Below are 18,808 nucleotides of genomic sequence, written 5' to 3' on the forward strand. Positions count from 1 at the left end.
ATCTCAATGAAAAATATAAATACAGTACTACTTGGTTTCGTTTTTATAATTTCTGCCAGCAGTTTTGCACAGGAATATAAATTTGGAAAAGTATCAAAAGAAGAACTCTTAGAGACAGTATATGATAAGGACAGTTCAGCAAATGCTGCCGTTCTTTATGAAAAGAAACATATACACATAAGCTATAATCAATCTCATGGTTTTCAGTTGATTACCGAGGTGTATAAAAGAATAAAGTTGTATAAAAAAGATGGATTTGATTATGCAACAGATGAGGTATTTTTGTATCGTAAAAATGGCGAAGATGAAAAAATAGTAAATTTAAAAGGGGTTACATACGGTTTGGTGAATAATAAAATTGTAGAAACCAAACTTAAAAAGGATGGAATTTTTAAAAATGAGCATTCTAAATATTACGATCAAGTAAAATTTACAATGCCTGCTTTACAAGAAGGTTCGGTAATTGAGTATAAATATAAGATCATTTCGCCATTCGTATACAATATAGATAGAGTCTACCTGCAATATGAAATACCAATTAAAAAACTAGACGTAGTAGTCGAGTCTCCAGAATATTTTATATTCAAAAAGTTTACATCCGGGTATCTTCCAATTGATGTTAAAGAGTCAAACTATAACGGTAAGATCATGTTAACATCTAAAACCAGAACAGGCGGAGGAAGTTTAACAAGTGGCCCGATAAGATCAAATTTTTCAACCAATGGTGTTGATTTTAAAGTTATTAAAAACACCATTAGTTCTACCAATATTTCTGCTTTTAAAATAGAGCCGTTTTCCGGAAATGTGAAAAATTATATTTCGAGTATAAGCTATGAATTATCTAGTGTTAATTGGCCAAATACACCTGTTAAATACTATTCTACAACCTGGGAAGATGTTACAAAAACAATTTATAAAAGTGGTAATTTTGGTGAAGAATTAAAAAAGAAAAGTTACTATGAAGAAGATTTAAAAGCTGTAGTGTCGCGTTCAGAAAATCAGACAACCAAGATGATGAAAGTATTTGATTATGTGAAAAAAAGAATGCGATGGAATGATACATATGCCGTGGGTACAAGTGTGGGAGTCAAAAAAGCATATAAAGAAAAGACAGGTAATTCTGCAGAAATTAACCTAATGCTTACTTCTATGTTATCACATGTTGGTCTGGATGCTAATCCTGTATTAGTAAGTGCAAGTAACAGAGTTATTGCCCTGTTTCCTACAGTAAATGGGTTTAATTATGTAGTATCCAGAGTAAAATTAGCCGATGGTAGTCATGTTTACCTGGATGCTACAGATAGGTATGCTTTACCAAATGTTTTACCAGATCGGGTAATTCGCGGATTTGGGAGAGTAATTTCTAAAAATGGGACTTCGCAAAGAGTAGATTTTAGACCAAAAAGACCTTCTTTAAAAAGATATAGTGCACAATGTCAAATTGATAAAGATGGAGCTGTAAAAGGTAAGTTTAACGTTCGCCATATGGATTATTTTGCGCATGATTTTAGAATAGAAAATGGAGCAAAAGATGATGAAAGTAAAGTAAAGCGTTTTAAAAAAAGGTTTGACTTGGATGAAATTGAAGAATATACTGTTAAAGGTATAAATGAAGCCGGGAAAGGAGTTAGTGAAAGCTTTAATTTTATATCTTACGACCAGGTAGAATCTATAGAAAATGAGATGTATTTTTCTCCGTTGTTATTTTTAAGAGATAAAGAAAATGTATTCAAATCTAGCAATAGAGAATACCCAATAGATTTTGGTTATGGGTTTACCAATGCCTATATGTTAAGTATAAAAATTCCCGAGGGATATGAAGTAGCCGAACTTCCAAAATCGAGAGCTTTTAAAATGCCAGAAAATATAGGGGCTTTTTCATTTAGGTCAAATATAGCCAATGGGATGATACAAATTGTTGTTAATGAAACTGTTAATGTTGCTTTTCTTTCTTCTAACTATTATTTGGCATTAAAGGAGTTTTATAATCAAATTATTGAAAAAGAAAATGAACAGGTTGTTCTTAAAAAAATATAATAATGAATATTAAAAATGCACAGGAGGCCGTAGATAACTGGATCAAAAATCATGGAGTGCGGTATTTTAATGAATTAACCAATATGGCGCAGCTTACCGAAGAAGTAGGGGAAGTTGCCAGAATTATAGCGCGACGTTATGGTGAACAAAGTGAAAAAGAGAGTGATAAAAATAAAGATCTAGGAGAAGAATTAGCCGATGTTTTGTTTGTGGTATTATGTCTGGCTAATCAAACAGGAATTAATCTTCAGGAAGCTTTTGATAAAAAGCTGGATATTAAAACAAAAAGAGACCACGATCGTCATCATAACAACAAAAAATTAAAATAATGTTTACATCAATTCTTTCGTCAAAAAAGTACTGGTTCTCTGTATGCTTTATAGGATTTGGCTTTATAATTATTTTTAGTGTTATTGAGTATTTCATGCAATACAGCAGTTCTACTTGGAGTACTTTTATTGAAGAAAGAATCAATCATCAACAATGGATTAGATATATGATATCTCGAATAGTAGGAGGATTAATATATGGGATGATCATGGGATATTATTTTGAATTAAGAAAAAGGAAATCAAATCGATAAAATGAATTTGAAACTAGAACACATACCCAATATAGAAGGTAATACGCTACAAATTACGGGATCAAAAAGCGAAACAAATAGATTGCTAATACTCCAGGCATTATACCCTAATATAAGTATCGAAAATGTATCCAATAGTGATGATTCTGAGTTAATGCAAAAAGCATTGAAGAGTGATGAAATTACTGTAGATATTCATCATGCAGGTACAGCAATGCGTTTTCTTACAGCATATTTTGCTGTTAAATACGGTAGAGAGACTGTGCTCACAGGAAGTAAAAGAATGAAAGAAAGGCCAATTAAAATATTGGTCGAAGCATTAGAACAATTAGGATGTGAGATTAGTTATGAAAACGAACATGGGTACCCTCCAATACGTATTCAAGGAAAGCGACCCGAAACAAATTCTGTCTCTTTGCAAGCAAATGTGAGTAGTCAGTATATTTCGGCATTAATGTTAATTGCTCCTTCATTACCTAATGGGTTAGAAATTGTATTAGAAGGAAAAATAACCTCTGTGCCTTATATTAATATGACATTAAGTTTGTTAAGTGATGCTGGTATTAAAGGTGTTTTTAAAAACAATAAAATTACTATTAACCCTTGTGACAAAATTTCTCCAAAAAATATTGTAGTAGAATCAGATTGGAGTTCTGCTTCTTATTTTTATAGTATTGTTGCGCTTTCTGATAATACATCTGTCACTATTGGAAGTTATAAAAAGAAAAGCTATCAGGGAGATGCTAAACTTGCAGAAATATACAAAAGCCTGGGAGTAGAAACTACTTTTGATCAAAATACAATTACCTTAAAAAAGGTATCGGGTAAACTTAAGAAACTTGAAGATGGATTAGATTTATCTAATTCTCCTGATATTGCTCAAACAATTGCTGTAACTTGTTTTGGATTAGGTATTGGATGCTATCTCACTGGATTACACACATTAAAAATAAAAGAAACAGATCGTCTTGAAGCTTTAAAAAATGAAATCGAAAAATTAGGAGGGCAAGTTCATATTACCGAGAATTCTCTTCGTTTAGAGCCTTCGGGATCCATAAAAAAAGATGTAACTATAGCAACATATCATGATCATCGTATGGCTATGGCATTTGCGCCTCTTGCGCTTAAAACATCATTATATGTCGAAGATGCTAATGTTGTTTCTAAATCCTATCCCGATTTTTGGTTAGATTTAAAGAAATTAGGGTTTAAAATTTCAGAAGTGTAAAGAGAGCTATAGCAGGATAGTTGATGCTAATTTAGATATTTTGAAGGTGATTTTTATGTGATAGTACCTCTGTTATGTAAATATATCCTAATTTACTTGACAACCCCTATTGCAAGATTGTATATTTGCACCTTCAAAAAATAAATACGAATGAAGCTATCACATTTCAATTTCAATCTTCCACAAGATTTATTGGCTGAGTATCCAGCTGAAAACAGAGATGAATCTCGCCTAATGGTTCTTAATAGAAAGGATCAAACCATAGAGCATAAACAGTTTAAAGATCTTATAGATTATTTTGAACCAAATGATGTGATGGTTGTTAATAATACTAAAGTTTTTCCTGCTAGATTGTACGGTAATAAAGAAAAGACAGGAGCTAGAATTGAAGTATTCTTATTACGTGAATTAAATTCTGAAACAAGACTTTGGGATGTACTTGTTGATCCAGCTAGAAAAATACGTATTGGTAATAAGCTGTATTTTGGAGATGATGAAAGTTTAGTGGCAGAAGTAATAGATAATACAACATCTAGAGGACGTACATTACGTTTTTTGTATGACGGTTCCTATGATGAATTTAGACAAAAACTTAACGACCTAGGGGAGACACCTTTACCTAAGTATATTAAGAGAGATGCAGAACCAGAAGATGAAGAAAGATATCAAACTATATATGCTAAAAATGAAGGCGCTGTTGCTGCTCCAACTGCAGGACTCCATTTTTCTAAGCATTTAATGAAAAGACTAGAAATCAAAGGAGTTGATTTTGCAGAAATCACATTGCATGTAGGCTTAGGAACATTTAACCCCGTTGAGGTTGAAGATTTATCTAAACATAAGATGGATAGTGAAGAAGCTTATGTTACTGCTAATGCTGCTAATACGATTAATAACGGGATAACAAATAAAAGAAGGATTTGTGCTGTCGGAACCACAGTAATGAGAGCTCTTGAAAGTTCGGTATCATCAGAGAGAACTTTAAACGAGTTTAGAGGATGGACTAATAAATTTATTTTTCCTCCTTATGATTTTAGTATTGCAAATTGTATGATTACGAATTTTCATACGCCTAAATCTACTTTATTAATGATGGTATCTGCATTTGCAGGACATGATTTTATTAAAGAAGCATATGAAGAAGCGGTAAAAGAAAAATATAAATTTTATTCTTATGGTGATGCTATGCTAATTATCTAAAAATAAAAATGAATATTATTAAAACCCTACTAAACCCTAAATTTGGTAGGGTTTTTTTGTATGTTTCTAGAAATTAGTTCGTTAAATTGCATTTTTTGCAAAAAAAGTGCTATTTTCGAGGCCTTAAAAAATTATGGTAAAACCGTAATTGCTTTTAAGTGCCAAAAAACGGTTAATATCGGTTTTTGTCGAAAAACATGCTAGATGAGGCTTATAAACGTACTTTTTATAAATTTGTACCGTTTTTTTTGTATGTTCCAATTATAAAAAAAGAACTAAACCTAATTATAGAATGAAAAGAGTAATTTATTACGTAGCATTTTTTAGTACTGTTTTTTCTTATGCTCAAACCAAGGTCGGTAACATTGGCTTTAACGATGTTGATGTTTTTGATGAATCAGAGTTAATGCTCAATGGTGCTGGATCTACAGAAAAGTTATATGCAATGGCATTATATTTAGACTTTGAGGTAGATGGTGTAGAGGATGGGGTAATGGTAGCAGAAAAAGATGTTACTATGGCTATTACAATTAAAATTATTTCTTCAATTACCGATAGTGAGTTCAAGAATATTATAAGAAATGGTTTAGAAAGAGCTACAGATGGTAATAGCTACTTGTTAGAAAATCAAATTCGAGATTTTCTTAATCTTCTTCCAAATGAGATAGATAAATTTGATATTTATAAAATTTTGTATGTCAAAGGAGGGAAATTAACTCTTTATAAGAACAAAGAATTACTAGGAACAATAAATAGTAAAGAGTTTAAAAAAGCCTTATTTAAAATTTGGTTAGGAGAAAACCCTGTTGATGAACATTTAAAAGAAGACTTACTTGCATCTTATGAACCTAACCCCATATTAGGAAGATGGAAAACATATGATAAAAAAACAGGTGTAGCTATTAGTATTGTTCAATTATATATTATAGAAAATAAAGTGTATGGAACAATACAAAGAATGATGCGTATATCAGAAAGAGATGCAATCTGTTATGAATGTGAAGGTGCAGACAAAAATCAAAATGTAGAAGGATTAGTAATTCTAAAAGGATTAAGATTAAAAGGAGATAGGTATGTAAATGGAAAATTTACAGATATAAAAAACGGTAGAGTTTCAGAATGCCAAATATGGATTGATGAGGACAAACCAAATATACTTAAGGTGAAGTATAAAGGAGGAGGAGGAGTCCATGAATGGAGAAGAATTAAAAAATAAGATGATCTAAAATAACACTAAAAAACCCTGGATACTTCTCCAGGGTTTTTTGATCGCTATAATAAAGAAAGAAGATCTATGTTACAGTACCATTTATCTTTATACTTTTGCAGAAGTTATGAATGTGAAGAAAAAAGACATAAGAACCTTAACTAAAGATCAGTTACGGCTTTTCTTTGAAGAAAATGGAGATAAATCTTTTAGAGGAAATCAGGTTTATGAATGGCTATGGAGTAAAGGGGCTCATAGTTTTAATGACATGACCAATATTTCTAAAGCCACTCGAAAAATACTGGAGGAAAATTTTGTAATCAATCATATTCAGGTTGATCAAATGCAAAGAAGTACGGATGGTACGATTAAAAATGCGGTAAAACTGCATGATGGATTAATAGTAGAATCAGTGCTAATTCCTACTCCGACCAGAACTACAGCATGTGTGTCATCTCAGGTAGGATGTAGCTTAGATTGTAAATTTTGTGCAACAGCTCGACTAAAAAGGATGAGAAACCTTAATCCCGATGAGATTTATGATCAGGTAATGGCTATAGATAAAGAAAGTCGACTATATCATAATCGCCCTTTATCAAATATTGTATTTATGGGTATGGGAGAGCCTTTAATGAACTATAATAACGTATTGAAAGCTATTGATAAAATCACTTCTCCCGATGGATTAGCAATGTCTCCAAAAAGAATCACATTATCTACTTCTGGTGTGCCTAAAATGATTAAAAAAATGGCAGATGATGAGGTGAAATTTAAATTAGCAGTTTCATTACATTCTGCAATAGATGAAATAAGAACATCAATAATGCCTTTTAATGAAACATTTCCGCTGGTAGATCTTAAAGAAGCATTAGAATATTGGTACCAAAAAACAAAAAGTAAGATCACATATGAGTATGTGGTTTGGAAAGGGATAAATGATAGAAAAGAAGATATAGAAGCTTTGATACGATTCTGTTCTTATGTTCCATGTAAAGTAAATTTAATAGAATATAACCCAATAGATGATGGAGCATTTCAACAAGCATCAAACAAAGCAATTGAAAACTATATTCATGCGCTAGAATCTCATGGTATTGTTATCAATGTTCGTCGCAGTCGCGGAAAAGATATAGACGCAGCTTGTGGTCAGTTAGCCAACAAATCATAGAACTACTCCTTATATTTATTAAATTAAAGGTAATATTCTTGATATATAACAGTATCGGTTTCAAAGAAAAACTATTTACGCTATCTTCGCGTTACTATAGAAAACAGAATCAAGTACAGCATATTGAAAGTTGTAGAACAAATAAAATTACCGATCATTGATGAAATGGAACTTTTTGAACAAAAGTTTTCAGAATCAATGACCTCTAAGGTAGCCTTACTCAATAGAATTACACATTATATTGTAAATAGAAAAGGTAAGCAAATGCGACCTATGTTTGTTTTTCTGGTCTCTAAAATGGTATCTGGAGGAGAAGTAAACGAACGAACATATCGGGGAGCTTCGGTAATAGAATTGATTCATACTGCAACTTTGGTTCATGATGATGTCGTAGATGACTCTAATCAAAGGCGAGGCTTCTTTTCTATTAATGCCTTATGGAAAAACAAAATAGCAGTTTTGGTAGGGGATTATCTATTGTCAAAAGGATTATTACTCTCTATTGATTATGGAGATTTTGATCTTTTAAAGATTATTTCGGTAGCAGTAAGAGAAATGAGTGAAGGAGAACTGTTGCAAATCGAAAAAGCTAGAAATCTTGATATCACAGAAGAGATATATTATGAGATCATCCGCCAGAAAACAGCGACATTAATAGCGGCTTGTTGTAGTTTGGGCGCATGTTCTGTATCCCCGGATTCTGATGATGTTGAAAAAATGAGAAAATTTGGAGAACTCATCGGAATGGCTTTTCAGATTAAAGATGATTTATTTGATTATGGAGATACAGCCATAGGAAAACCCACCGGGATTGATATTAAAGAACAAAAAATGACACTCCCTCTTATCTACACACTAAATCACTGCACTAAAGAAAAAAAGAAGTGGCTTATTAACTCGGTAAAAAATCATAATAAAGATAAAAAAAGAGTTAAAGAAGTTATAGACTTTGTAAAAATAAGTGGAGGATTGGAGTACGCCATTAAAATAATGCATCAATTTAAAAATGAAGCACTTTCCATCTTATCAGAATATCCGGATTCAGATTATAAATCTTCTTTAGAACTTATGGTTGATTATGTTATCGACCGAAAAAAATAATTAGAGGCTTTTTAGTATTAAAAAAAACGGTACGCAATAGGCGTATAATGAGTTTCTTAAGAAAGAAAGATGTCAATTAATTCTAAATATTTATAACACAACATTAATTATTTTAAATACGAGGCAACCTTTTTATTTTTATTCTCGTCTATGTAAATAGAAGATCTAATTAATTGATTTTATATTGAAAGTTATTCAATTTTATAAAAGCGAAACCCAACTCATTAAAAGGGCAGCAAAGCAATATCGCGATGCACAGCATCAGCTATACAATCAGTATGCGCCCAAAATGCTTAGTGTGTGCAGGCGATATATTAAGGATATTCATTTTGCAGAAGAAGTGATGCTTGGTGGGTTTTTAAAAGTTTTTATGAATCTGAATAAATTTAAATTCGAAGGAAGTTTTGAAGGATGGGTGCGAAGAATTATGGTTAATGAATCGATCTCTTTTTTAAGAAAAGAAAAACAAGTTCTTTTTACCGAAGAAATAACAAGCTATACCGAAGAATCCTGGAACAATATTAATACAGAATTAGAAGTAGACCAGATTCAGGAACTAATAGATAGTTTGCCAGAAGGATATAGAATGGTATTTGTACTATATGCTATAGAAGGATACAAGCATAGCGAGATAGCTAAAATGCTAGAGATTTCTGAAAGTACTTCAAAATCTCAACTATTTAAAGCTAGGAAAACGTTGCAACAAAAGTTAAACCAACAAAATAAGATAAGTAATGGCGCCATTGAAATTTGAAGAAAAGATGAAAGACAAGCTAGAACAGCGCGCTATACAGCCTTCTGGTGATTCTTGGGAGCGATTAACAGCGCAATTAGATAGCGCAAAAAAACAAAAAAAGGAAAATAAAAAAATCCAATGGTATGGTATTGCTGCCATCTTTGTTGGAGTCTTGGTCCTGACTTCTATACTAATGAATCAAAATCCAGTTTCAGAACAAAATAACATCCAATTTGTCGATAATAGTAATAAGATTATAAAAAATGAAAGTATTGAGGTAGTTAAAAATAAAGACGTTCAACAAAAAAATATAGAAAAAAGTAATTCTAAAATTGTAGAAGAAAACTCGATATCTAATAAGGTTGTAACACCATCTCTTAAAAAGGAAAATAAAAATCTCAAAAAGAAGAATATTTCCTCAGAAATTACAATGTCGAGAGATAAGACTGCAAAAAAGATGTTAGAAAATAGGGAATATGATACAGGACTAGCAGAAAATGATAAAAATGCCAATAGGATTAAAAATAAAGCTTTACCTGTAGATTCTTTAATTATTGAAGATAAGGTGGTGGCAGGAGTAGTAGCACAAATTCAAGAGCTTCAAAAAAAGAATACTCAAGTGACCGACGATGAAATCAATGCATTATTACTTGAAGCGCAAAGAGAAATTTCAACAGCAAAAATATTAAAATCTAGTACAGTGAGTGCATCAAACCTTCTGCAAGATGTAGAAGCAGAACTTGATGAGACTTTTAAACAACGTGTTTTTGAAGCGCTTAAAACAGGTTTTCAGAAAGTTAAGACAGCAGTAGTAGAAAGAAATAATTAAAACCATTCATCAATCAAATAATCAGCAATCTCCCTGTTATATCCAGGGAGATTGCAAACAAAATTCAAAAAAATGAAGACGATAGTTACAATAGCTACATTTGTGGGCGTGGCACTTTTTGCCCAATTATCAAGTGCGCAGGAAGCAAGTGATAATGTAGTAGAGCAATTGAAACAGCAGAAAGAACGTGTTATTAATGCAGAAAAAGAAGCACTAAAAAAGGAAGTAGAAGAAATTAATGAAAAGCTGGTAAATGAAGAAATAACCAAAGAAGATGCGCAAAAACTTAAAGAAGAAGCTGCTAAGATACATGCCCTTAATATTGAAAATAGAATAGCTATCATAGAAAATAAAATTGCACTTTTGGAACGCAATGAAGGGGATGCTATTGAGTTTTTAGAAAAAGATCTAGAATACAATCTTACTTTCTTAGGGTTTAATTTTGGATCTGATAAAGACAGAGAAATACCATATGATAGACGTACGACATCAAATTTGGTAATTGCTTTTGGACTTAACAATGCAATTGTAGAAGGACAATCATTAGATGATTCTGATTATAAAATTTCTGGAAGTAGGTTTTTTGAAATTGGGTGGGCCTGGAAAACAAGAGTATTTAAAAACACCAACTTCCTGAGAGTTAAGTACGGGATTTCGTATACTACTAATGGTTTAAAGCCCACAGATAATAGATATTTTGTAGAAAATGGTAATCAAACCACATTAGAAGAATTTAGAGTAGAATTAGATAAGTCCAAATTTAGAATGGATAATCTTGTCGTTCCTGTGCATCTTGAATTTGGACCATCAAAAGTGAGAGAAACAGAAAAAAGTATACGATATTCTACTAGAAATAGATTTAGAATTGGTCTGGGAGGATATGTTGGAGCAAATATAAGTACTCGCCAAAAATTAAAATATAAAGAAAATGGCGATCGTGTTAAAGATAAGATCAAAAGAGATTATAATACCAGTGACCTGGTATATGGATTAAGCGGATATATTGGTTTTGGAGATATGTCTATATATGCCAAGTATGATCTGTCTCCGATTTTCAAAAATGCAGAGATTGAGCAAAATAATGTGTCGTTAGGATTACGTTTTGACTTTTAATCGATAAATAAATTGATACAGTTACCCGTATATTTTATAAAATTAATGGACTATAATAGATGAAATAGTTTTTTGTTAATAAAGTAGGAGCAAGTAATGATTATTTTAAAAGGGCGATATGACTATATCGCTCTTTTGTTTTTTTTACCTCATAAGTTGTTTGAGTTATGATTCTCAGACCTTTATTTAATGGCTATCCTATTAAATCGATATGCTAAACATTTATATTTTTTTGTTAAATAATTTACTAATAGTGAATATTTGTTAAATATATAAATAAAAGTATTGCCCTTAAATTAATTATGGTTTTAACGTAACCATTTGAATGTAAGTATTTTATGACAATTTATTTTTTTGTTTCTAGATGAAATATTCTATATTTATCCAAGTCATAGTTGAAATAATTCTTTCCAAAATTTTAATAACGATTCTACATTTTTTGCCTCAAAATGTTAGTCGTTACTACTTATGCTGAAATTGGTATAAAACCGAACAATTAACCAAATTTCACTCATATGAAAACTAAATTTTTTTATTTAACATTATTCATGTTTTGCAGCTTCGGGCTGCTAGCTCAACAAGGGACTCCTGTTAAAGCCAATGCCGTAAGCAAAGCGGTTTATAAAAAGGATATCCCAGCATTTTCTAAAATGAAAAACATTATTTCTGCTGCAGGACTTCAGCATGTCGCTCCACCTAAGCGTAGAGGAAGTAATACTTTTGTTCCAGGAAAAGGTTTCCCTAAAGGAAATGATCCTCTTATCGAGCAACAAAAAAGTGCTAGTAAAATGGCAATTCGAGCTCCAATAGCATCTTTTGATGCTCATGTAGGAACTGTATTAAATGATGCAACAGGGGCTATTGGTCCTAATCACTATGTGTATGCATTTAACTCTGGTTTTGGTATCCTCGATAGAACGGGTAACGTTCTATTGGCAGAAGCTTCTTTGGCAACTTTGTTTCCAGGAGAAGATTTGGGAGATCCAGTGGTGGTATATGATAATTTTGCCGAGAGGTTTATTATCATGGAGTTTAGTAACTCACCAAATGGATTTTTAATAGCCGTTTGTAAAGGACCGGATCCAGTAAATGATGGATGGTCTACTTATAGATTTAATACAGGAACATTTCCTGATTATGAAAAATTATCTATCTGGCATGATGGGTATTACATTACTGCAAACAAAGATCAAAATGCTCCAGATACCAATAATGTAGTATTTGCAGTAGAACGAGATAAGATGATTGCAGGAGAAGCATCTGCACAGATGGTAAGTTTTCCATTGCCAGGAGCAGAAACAAATGGGTTTTATAGCCCAGGAGGATTTAATGCTACAGGTACAACACTTCCTCCGGCAGGTGTAGGATGTTCTATAGTGTATATGCAAGACGATAGCTGGTCTGGAATTTCGACAGATCACCTAAAAATCTGGACAACCAATGTAGATTGGACGACTCCAGCAAATTCTACGATTTCACAACCGCAGGTGCTCAATACAACACCTTTTGACAGTGTATTTGATAATGGATCTTTCCAAAATCTTGATGAACCAGGTAGTGGACCAGACATAGATGCATTACAGGCAACTATGATGTATATGACAAACTATAGACGTTTTGGTACTCATAACTCTGTGGTAATGAATTTTGTGGTAGACTTAGATGGTAATGATAGCTTAGCTGGTATTCGTTGGTATGAACTTCGACAAACTGCAGATGGGCAACCATGGACTATTCATCAAGAGGGTACATACACACAACCAGATGGACTTAGTGCTTTTTGTGGAAGTATTGCTCAGGATTCACAAGGTAATATCGGGTTGGCATATACGGTAGTAAGCACTAGCGTGTATACTTCATTACGATACACTGGTCGATTAGCTAGTGATCCGGTAGGAACGATGACTGTTGCAGAACAGGTTTCTGCAGATGGAGATAGCCAAAATAATAGAGGTGATGGTCGTTATGGAGATTATGGTCAAATGACTATTGATCCATTAGATGATAAAACTTTCTGGCATATTAGTGAGTATATGAAAGGACCAGCTCCTAATGTAAGAAAGAGTCATGTTGTAGCTTTTAGAATCGAACCAGATACTCCGGATACAGAAGCTCCTACAGCTCCTGCTAATCTAACTGCATCTAATACTACAGATGTTTCTACTTCATTGAGCTGGGACGCATCTACCGATAATATAGGAGTTACTGGATATGACGTATATCAAGATGGTACGGTAGTGGCAACTGTAGCTACAACTACAGCAGATATTACTGGGTTAACAGCAAGTACCTCTTATGATTTCTCTGTAAAAGCAAAAGATGCAGCAGGAAATGAATCTGTTGCAAGCGCAACAATTACTGTTACTACAGTTGCACCAGATACTCAGGCACCAACTGTACCTGCAAATTTAACAGCGTCTAATACTTCAGCAGGTCAGACAACCTTAAACTGGGACGCATCTACAGATAATGTAGGTGTTGCAGGATATGATGTATTACAGGATGGAGCAGTAGTTGCTACTGTAACGACTACAACTACTATAGTAACAGGACTTTCTCCTGAGACTACATATGAGTTTAAGGTGTTAGCTAAAGATGCTGCCGGAAATGAATCAGCTACCAGTACACCAATAAGTGTAACTACTCTAGCCGCAACAGGATGTTTAAATGGAGTTGCTGTTCCATATAGTGAAAGTTTTGAAAGTGATTTTGGAGGATGGACACAAGCATCAGGAGATGATCTGGACTGGTCAAGAGATTCTGGAGGTACACCTTCTAATAATACAGGACCTTCAAGTGCAGATGATGGATCAACTTATATCTATGTTGAAGCATCTGGAAATGGTACTGGATATCCAAACAAAAGAGCAATTCTTAATTCTCCTTGTGTTGACCTTAGCGGTGCTACAGCGGCTGTATTTTCATTTAGTTATCATATGTATGGTGGTACTGATTTTGGATCACTAGATGTTGAAGCAAGTAATGATGATGGTGCAACCTGGACCAGTATTTGGAACAAAAGCGGGAACCAGGGGAACTCTTGGCAAAATGCTACAATAGATTTGGCAGCGTATCTTGGGGTTGGACTACAATTACGATTTAATCGTGTAACTGGGAATACCTGGCAAGCTGATGCAGCAATAGATAAAATATCACTTACTAGTGATACTGCAGGAAATTGTGCTACTGGTGATTTATCATTAAGTATAACATTTGACAACTATCCAGAAGAGACTTCTTGGACATTAACTGATGCAGGAGGTACAACTGTAGCTTCAAAAAGTTATTCTACAGCAAATCCAGATGGGTCTACTGTTACAGAAACTATTAGTGCACCAGCTTCAGGAAGTTATACATTTACAATTTCTGATTCTTTTGGAGACGGGATTTGCTGTTCTTATGGTAATGGGTCTTATACATTATCAAGTAGTGCAGGTACAATTGCTTCAGGAGGAGAGTTTACAAGTTCTGATGCTACAGAGTTTTGCGTACAGGGATCAAGTGTAAGGCTGGATACTTATGAATTAACAGATGTTAACTCAAATGACAAACGATTTATGTTGTATCCAAACCCAACTACCGGTATTTTAAATATATCAGTTGGTAAGACACCAATCCAGAAACTAGAGATTTTCTCTATGTTTGGTCAAAAAGTTCGTAGTATTGATGATCAGGGAATTAAGCAAATTGATGTAAGTAACCTTACAGCGGGAACTTATTTTGCAAGAATTACTGCTAAAGAAACTATTGTTACAAGAAGTTTTATTGTAGCGAAATAATTTCTGAACAAATAAAAAATTAATGTTAAGAGGCTGTCTTTTTTAGACAGCCTCTTTTTTTATTAAATCAAGAAGAGGACAGTGTTTCAGGAATTATATTATTTTTGCGTTGAGCTTGTCGATATAAGTAAAGACAAACTTTTGTAGTAGGATTCTCAATAAAGTACTTACTGCTCAATATTAATTATATAATACCAGATAATGATCAATAAGTCCACTATAGATGCTGTATTCGAAACTGCTCGGTTAGAAGAAGTAATAGGTGACTTTGTGCAATTAAAAAAAGCAGGGAGTAATTTTAAAGGATTAAGTCCATTTAGTGATGAAAGAACACCTTCTTTTATGGTGTCTCCCGTAAAACAGATTTGGAAAGATTTTTCTAGCGGAAAAGGAGGTAATGTAGTTGCTTTTTTAATGGAACATGAACATTTTACATATCCTGAAGCCATAAAATATTTGGCTAAGAAATATAATATTGAATTTGAAGAAACCGAGCAAACAGATGAACAAAAAGAGCAAGCAAATGAAAGAGAAAGTATGTATCTGGTTAGTGAGTTTGCTAATACTTTTTTTCAGAATTCTTTACTTAAAACAGAACAAGGTAAAGCCATAGGGCTAACTTATTTTAAAGAAAGAGGATTTACCGAAGAAACTATAAAAAAGTTTGGACTAGGGTACTCTCCTGATGTTTGGGATGCATTGACGGCAGAGGCTATTAAAAAAGGATATCAATTAGATTATTTAGAGAAAACAGGTCTTACCATAGTAAAAGAAGAAAAACAATTTGATCGTTTCAAAGGTAGGGTGATGTTTCCCATTCAATCAATGTCTGGCCGTGTCCTGGGTTTTGGAGGGAGAATCTTAACCAATGAGAAAAAAGCGGCAAAATATCTTAACTCTCCAGAGAGTGATATCTATCATAAGAGTAAGGTGCTTTATGGGATTTATCATGCAAAACAAACTATTGCCAAAGAAGATAACTGTTACCTTGTAGAAGGATACACAGATGTAATTCAGTTTAATCAAACAGGTGTTACCAACGTAGTTTCTTCATCTGGTACGGCATTAACGTCAGATCAAATTCGCCTAATTAGCAGACTAACCAAGAATGTCACAGTATTGTTTGATAGTGATGCTGCCGGGATGCGAGCATCTTTAAGAGGGATTGATTTGATTCTTGAACAAGGAATGAATGTAAAAGTTTGTAGTTTTCCCGATGGGGAAGATCCAGATAGTTTTGCTAAACAAAATACGCTAGAAGAACTAAGCTCGTATCTCGAAGAGAATGTTCAGGATTTTATTAGCTTTAAAGCATCACTATTGCAGCAAGAATCTAAGAATGATCCTATTAAAAGAGCAGAATTGGTTAGAGATATGGTAACTAGTATTTCTAAAATCCCAGATGTGATCAAACGAGAGATTTATGTAAAAGAATGCTCTCGAATAATGGACGTTTCTGAAGATGTATTGTTTGATACTTTAGCACAAATTCGTAATGTTGATGTAAAAGAAGATCGTAAACAGCAAAAACAGCATCAAAAATCACTAGAAGTTGTAAAGAAAGAAACTGCGCAATCTCCAAAAGTTGACGAACAGTATGAACTGGAAAGAAAGGTCATAGAGATATTGTTACTTTATGGAAATCGTGAAGAAGAGTTTGAAGATCTTGTTTTAAAAGAAAATGATGATGGAGACCTCGTTTTAGAACCAGAAGTGCATATCACAAAAGTATTTGAGAAAATATACCTAGATCTTCAGGATGATGAAATAGAATTTACTAACAATAGTTTTAAAGAGATATATGCTGTTTTAATAGAACAATTACATCAAAATGAAGAATTTAAAATCGAAAACTTTATTAATCATGTGGCTCCCGAGATAGCTTCAGAGATCACAGCTATCATGATGAATGAAGAGCGATATACATTGCATAGATGGATAGATATGGAGATTCATGTAAAGCAAAAAGATTTTACAATAGCCCAATATGTAAGTGATATTATTTTAAATCTACGAAGATTTCTGATTAGTCAAAAAGTAAAAGAGCTCTCACAAGAAGTGAAAGCTCCAAATACTGATGCCGATGATAATCAAGAAACCATACAGGATATCATGGATTATCTGTCATTAAAAAGAATATTGTCTGAGAAACTAAACCGAGTAGTTTAGCTAATATGCAATAATCTGGATTGATGAATTAGATCAGCAAGATTATCCACTTTTAATTTTTTTAGCAGTCGTGTCTTATACGTACTTACCGTTTTTTCATTAATAGATAATGTAGAAGCGATATCTTTATTACGTTTTCCAGAAGATAACAGGTTGAGTACTTCTATTTCTCTGGAGGATAGTTTTTTATATTTTACAACCATATTATTTTCATTAGCATTTCCGTTTGCTAATTGTTGTGTAAGGTTATCATTTAAATATATACCACCCCTTGCAACACGTTCGATTGCTTTTTTAAGTGTTTTTGTTGGTACTGTTTTGGATAAGTATGCCGAAGCCCCTGCTTTAATAGCACTTAAAGCATACATTTCTTCGGGATGAGAACTAAAAATAATTACTTTGATTCTGGGAAATTCTTTTTTAATAGTTCTCAATGCCATAATTCCATTGATCTGAGGTAAATCTAACTCCATAATGAGTACATCTGGAGTATTAGCTTTCAAAACATCATACATCTCGTTTCCGTTACTTACTTTGCCAATGATCTCATAATCTTCTGAGTTGCGAAATAAGGAAACGATCCCCTTCCTTGTAATTGGATGATGATCTGCGATTAATACGGTTGTCATTCTTGTTTACGATTGTTAATGTTAGTTTAATTTTAAGAGTGTAACATCTTAGGCTAGGGGTAATTTTCAAATCTTTGTGCAAAATTACTAAGAACTAGTCCTCGTAAACTTTTTTTTATGTATTTATCGACAAAATGTTGATTATAATAGATCAACGGGTATTTTACACACCGGAATAGGGATCATTTTGTGTTGGTTTACGGTATTTAGACGGATAAAAATTTTAAAAACCTCTTGTTCTCTTCCTTTAAAATCATCAATTTTTTTACCTTCATCTTTCATTTTCATAGCCCATTCTAATTCATCATAACTTGCGCCAATTTGATCTTCGTCACTTCTGCTATCTCCAAATAATCCATCAGTTGGAGGAGCAACTTGTATCGAATTTGGTACCTTTAAAGCTTCTCCTATAGCATATACTTCACTTTTTAGCAAATTTGCAATTGGACTTAAATCTACACCACCATCCCCATATTTGGTGTAAAAACCAACTCCAAAATCTTCAACCTTATTACCTGTTCCCGCAACTAGATATTTGTATAAACCAGCAAAATAATATAATGTAGACATTCTTAATCGAGCTCTGGTATTTGCTAATGACAGATCAAGTTGTGCACTTGGCGCTGTCTCTGGAACAACAGATTTTAATTCTTCAAAAACTGGAGTTAGATCAACTCTGATATCAGAAACATTAGGAAACCTTTCTTTTAATTGGGTAATATGCTCCTGGGCCCTTGTTACCTGACTCTGGGCTTGATGAATGGGCATTTCTACACAAAGCGTTTTTAATCCTGTTTTTGCACATAAAGAAGAAGTAACAGCACTATCAATCCCCCCGCTTACACCAATAACAAAACCTTCTATGTTTGCATTAGTAGCGTATTCTTTTAACCAGTTTACGATATGATCAATTACTTTTTCTGTTTGCATTCTTCGTTATTTGTTAGTGTTAATTTAAATCCGAATACGATGAGTATTTCAATTTTATACTTCGTATTTTGATCTTTGTCTATAGCAATTTGATATCTT

General features: G+C 33.0%; 15 protein-coding genes. 13 read left to right on the forward strand and 2 right to left on the reverse strand.

Annotated elements, in window-relative coordinates; all coding sequences use genetic code 11:
* The first annotated feature begins 6 nt into the window (after nucleotides 1-6).
* From DK441_RS16055 to dnaG, 13 genes are all read left to right on the forward strand, one after another.
* Nucleotides 7-2,037 carry a transglutaminase gene (locus DK441_RS16055; RefSeq protein ID WP_109851605.1) on the forward strand — a complete coding sequence of 677 codons (2,031 nt, stop codon included), beginning with the start codon at nucleotides 7-9 and terminating at the stop codon, nucleotides 2,035-2,037.
* Nucleotides 2,038-2,039: 2 nt separating this feature from the next.
* A complete protein-coding gene (locus DK441_RS16060) occupies nucleotides 2,040-2,366 on the forward strand; it encodes a nucleotide pyrophosphohydrolase (protein WP_109851606.1) in 327 nt (108 codons plus the stop codon).
* The gene (locus DK441_RS26660) at nucleotides 2,366-2,620 is read left to right on the forward strand and encodes a hypothetical protein (RefSeq protein ID WP_160112128.1); all 255 of its coding nucleotides are present in this window, start codon (nucleotides 2,366-2,368) and stop codon (nucleotides 2,618-2,620) included. Before DK441_RS16060 ends, DK441_RS26660 begins: the two co-directional genes overlap by 1 nt.
* A 1-nt stretch (nucleotide 2,621) precedes the next feature.
* Entirely contained in the window at nucleotides 2,622-3,848 is a 1,227-nt protein-coding gene (locus tag DK441_RS16065; RefSeq protein ID WP_109851607.1) for a 3-phosphoshikimate 1-carboxyvinyltransferase, read from the forward strand.
* Between the two features lie 150 nt (nucleotides 3,849-3,998).
* On the forward strand, nucleotides 3,999-5,048 hold the full coding sequence (queA, locus tag DK441_RS16070) for a tRNA preQ1(34) S-adenosylmethionine ribosyltransferase-isomerase QueA (protein ID WP_025665082.1): 1,050 nt from the start codon (nucleotides 3,999-4,001) through the stop codon (nucleotides 5,046-5,048).
* Between the two features lie 292 nt (nucleotides 5,049-5,340).
* Nucleotides 5,341-6,264: a chalcone isomerase family protein gene (locus DK441_RS16075; RefSeq protein WP_109851608.1), complete on the forward strand. Its 924-nt coding sequence runs from the start codon at nucleotides 5,341-5,343 to the stop codon at nucleotides 6,262-6,264.
* A gap of 118 nt (nucleotides 6,265-6,382) precedes the next feature.
* A complete protein-coding gene (gene rlmN / locus DK441_RS16080; RefSeq protein WP_108808337.1) occupies nucleotides 6,383-7,423 on the forward strand; it encodes a 23S rRNA (adenine(2503)-C(2))-methyltransferase RlmN in 1,041 nt (346 codons plus the stop codon).
* Between the two features lie 123 nt (nucleotides 7,424-7,546).
* A complete protein-coding gene (locus DK441_RS16085; protein ID WP_109851609.1) occupies nucleotides 7,547-8,524 on the forward strand; it encodes a polyprenyl synthetase family protein in 978 nt (325 codons plus the stop codon).
* 184 nt (nucleotides 8,525-8,708) lie between these two features.
* The gene (locus DK441_RS16090; RefSeq protein ID WP_109851610.1) at nucleotides 8,709-9,278 is read left to right on the forward strand and encodes an RNA polymerase sigma factor; all 570 of its coding nucleotides are present in this window, start codon (nucleotides 8,709-8,711) and stop codon (nucleotides 9,276-9,278) included.
* On the forward strand, nucleotides 9,259-10,089 hold the full coding sequence (locus DK441_RS16095) for a hypothetical protein (RefSeq protein WP_109851611.1): 831 nt from the start codon (nucleotides 9,259-9,261) through the stop codon (nucleotides 10,087-10,089). The genes DK441_RS16090 and DK441_RS16095 overlap by 20 nt, the downstream gene beginning before the upstream one ends.
* Before the next feature lie 72 nt (nucleotides 10,090-10,161).
* On the forward strand, nucleotides 10,162-11,202 hold the full coding sequence (locus DK441_RS16100) for a hypothetical protein (protein ID WP_109851612.1): 1,041 nt from the start codon (nucleotides 10,162-10,164) through the stop codon (nucleotides 11,200-11,202).
* 515 nt (nucleotides 11,203-11,717) lie between these two features.
* Nucleotides 11,718-14,981: a fibronectin type III domain-containing protein gene (locus DK441_RS16105; protein ID WP_160112129.1), complete on the forward strand. Its 3,264-nt coding sequence runs from the start codon at nucleotides 11,718-11,720 to the stop codon at nucleotides 14,979-14,981.
* A gap of 201 nt (nucleotides 14,982-15,182) precedes the next feature.
* Complete coding sequence (gene dnaG, locus DK441_RS16110; RefSeq protein ID WP_109851614.1) at nucleotides 15,183-17,150, forward strand: DNA primase; 1,968 nt, start codon at nucleotides 15,183-15,185, stop codon at nucleotides 17,148-17,150.
* Here the strand turns inward: dnaG and DK441_RS16115 are convergent.
* Entirely contained in the window at nucleotides 17,147-17,779 is a 633-nt protein-coding gene (locus DK441_RS16115) for a response regulator transcription factor (RefSeq protein ID WP_024770694.1), read from the reverse strand. The genes dnaG and DK441_RS16115 overlap by 4 nt on opposite strands.
* Before the next feature lie 141 nt (nucleotides 17,780-17,920).
* A complete protein-coding gene (gene nadE / locus DK441_RS16120) occupies nucleotides 17,921-18,709 on the reverse strand; it encodes an NAD(+) synthase (protein ID WP_109851615.1) in 789 nt (262 codons plus the stop codon).
* Nucleotides 18,710-18,808 lie beyond the last annotated feature (99 nt).

The organism is Aquimarina sp. AU58 (assembly GCF_900312745.1).
Classification (GTDB): domain Bacteria; phylum Bacteroidota; class Bacteroidia; order Flavobacteriales; family Flavobacteriaceae; genus Aquimarina; species Aquimarina spinulae.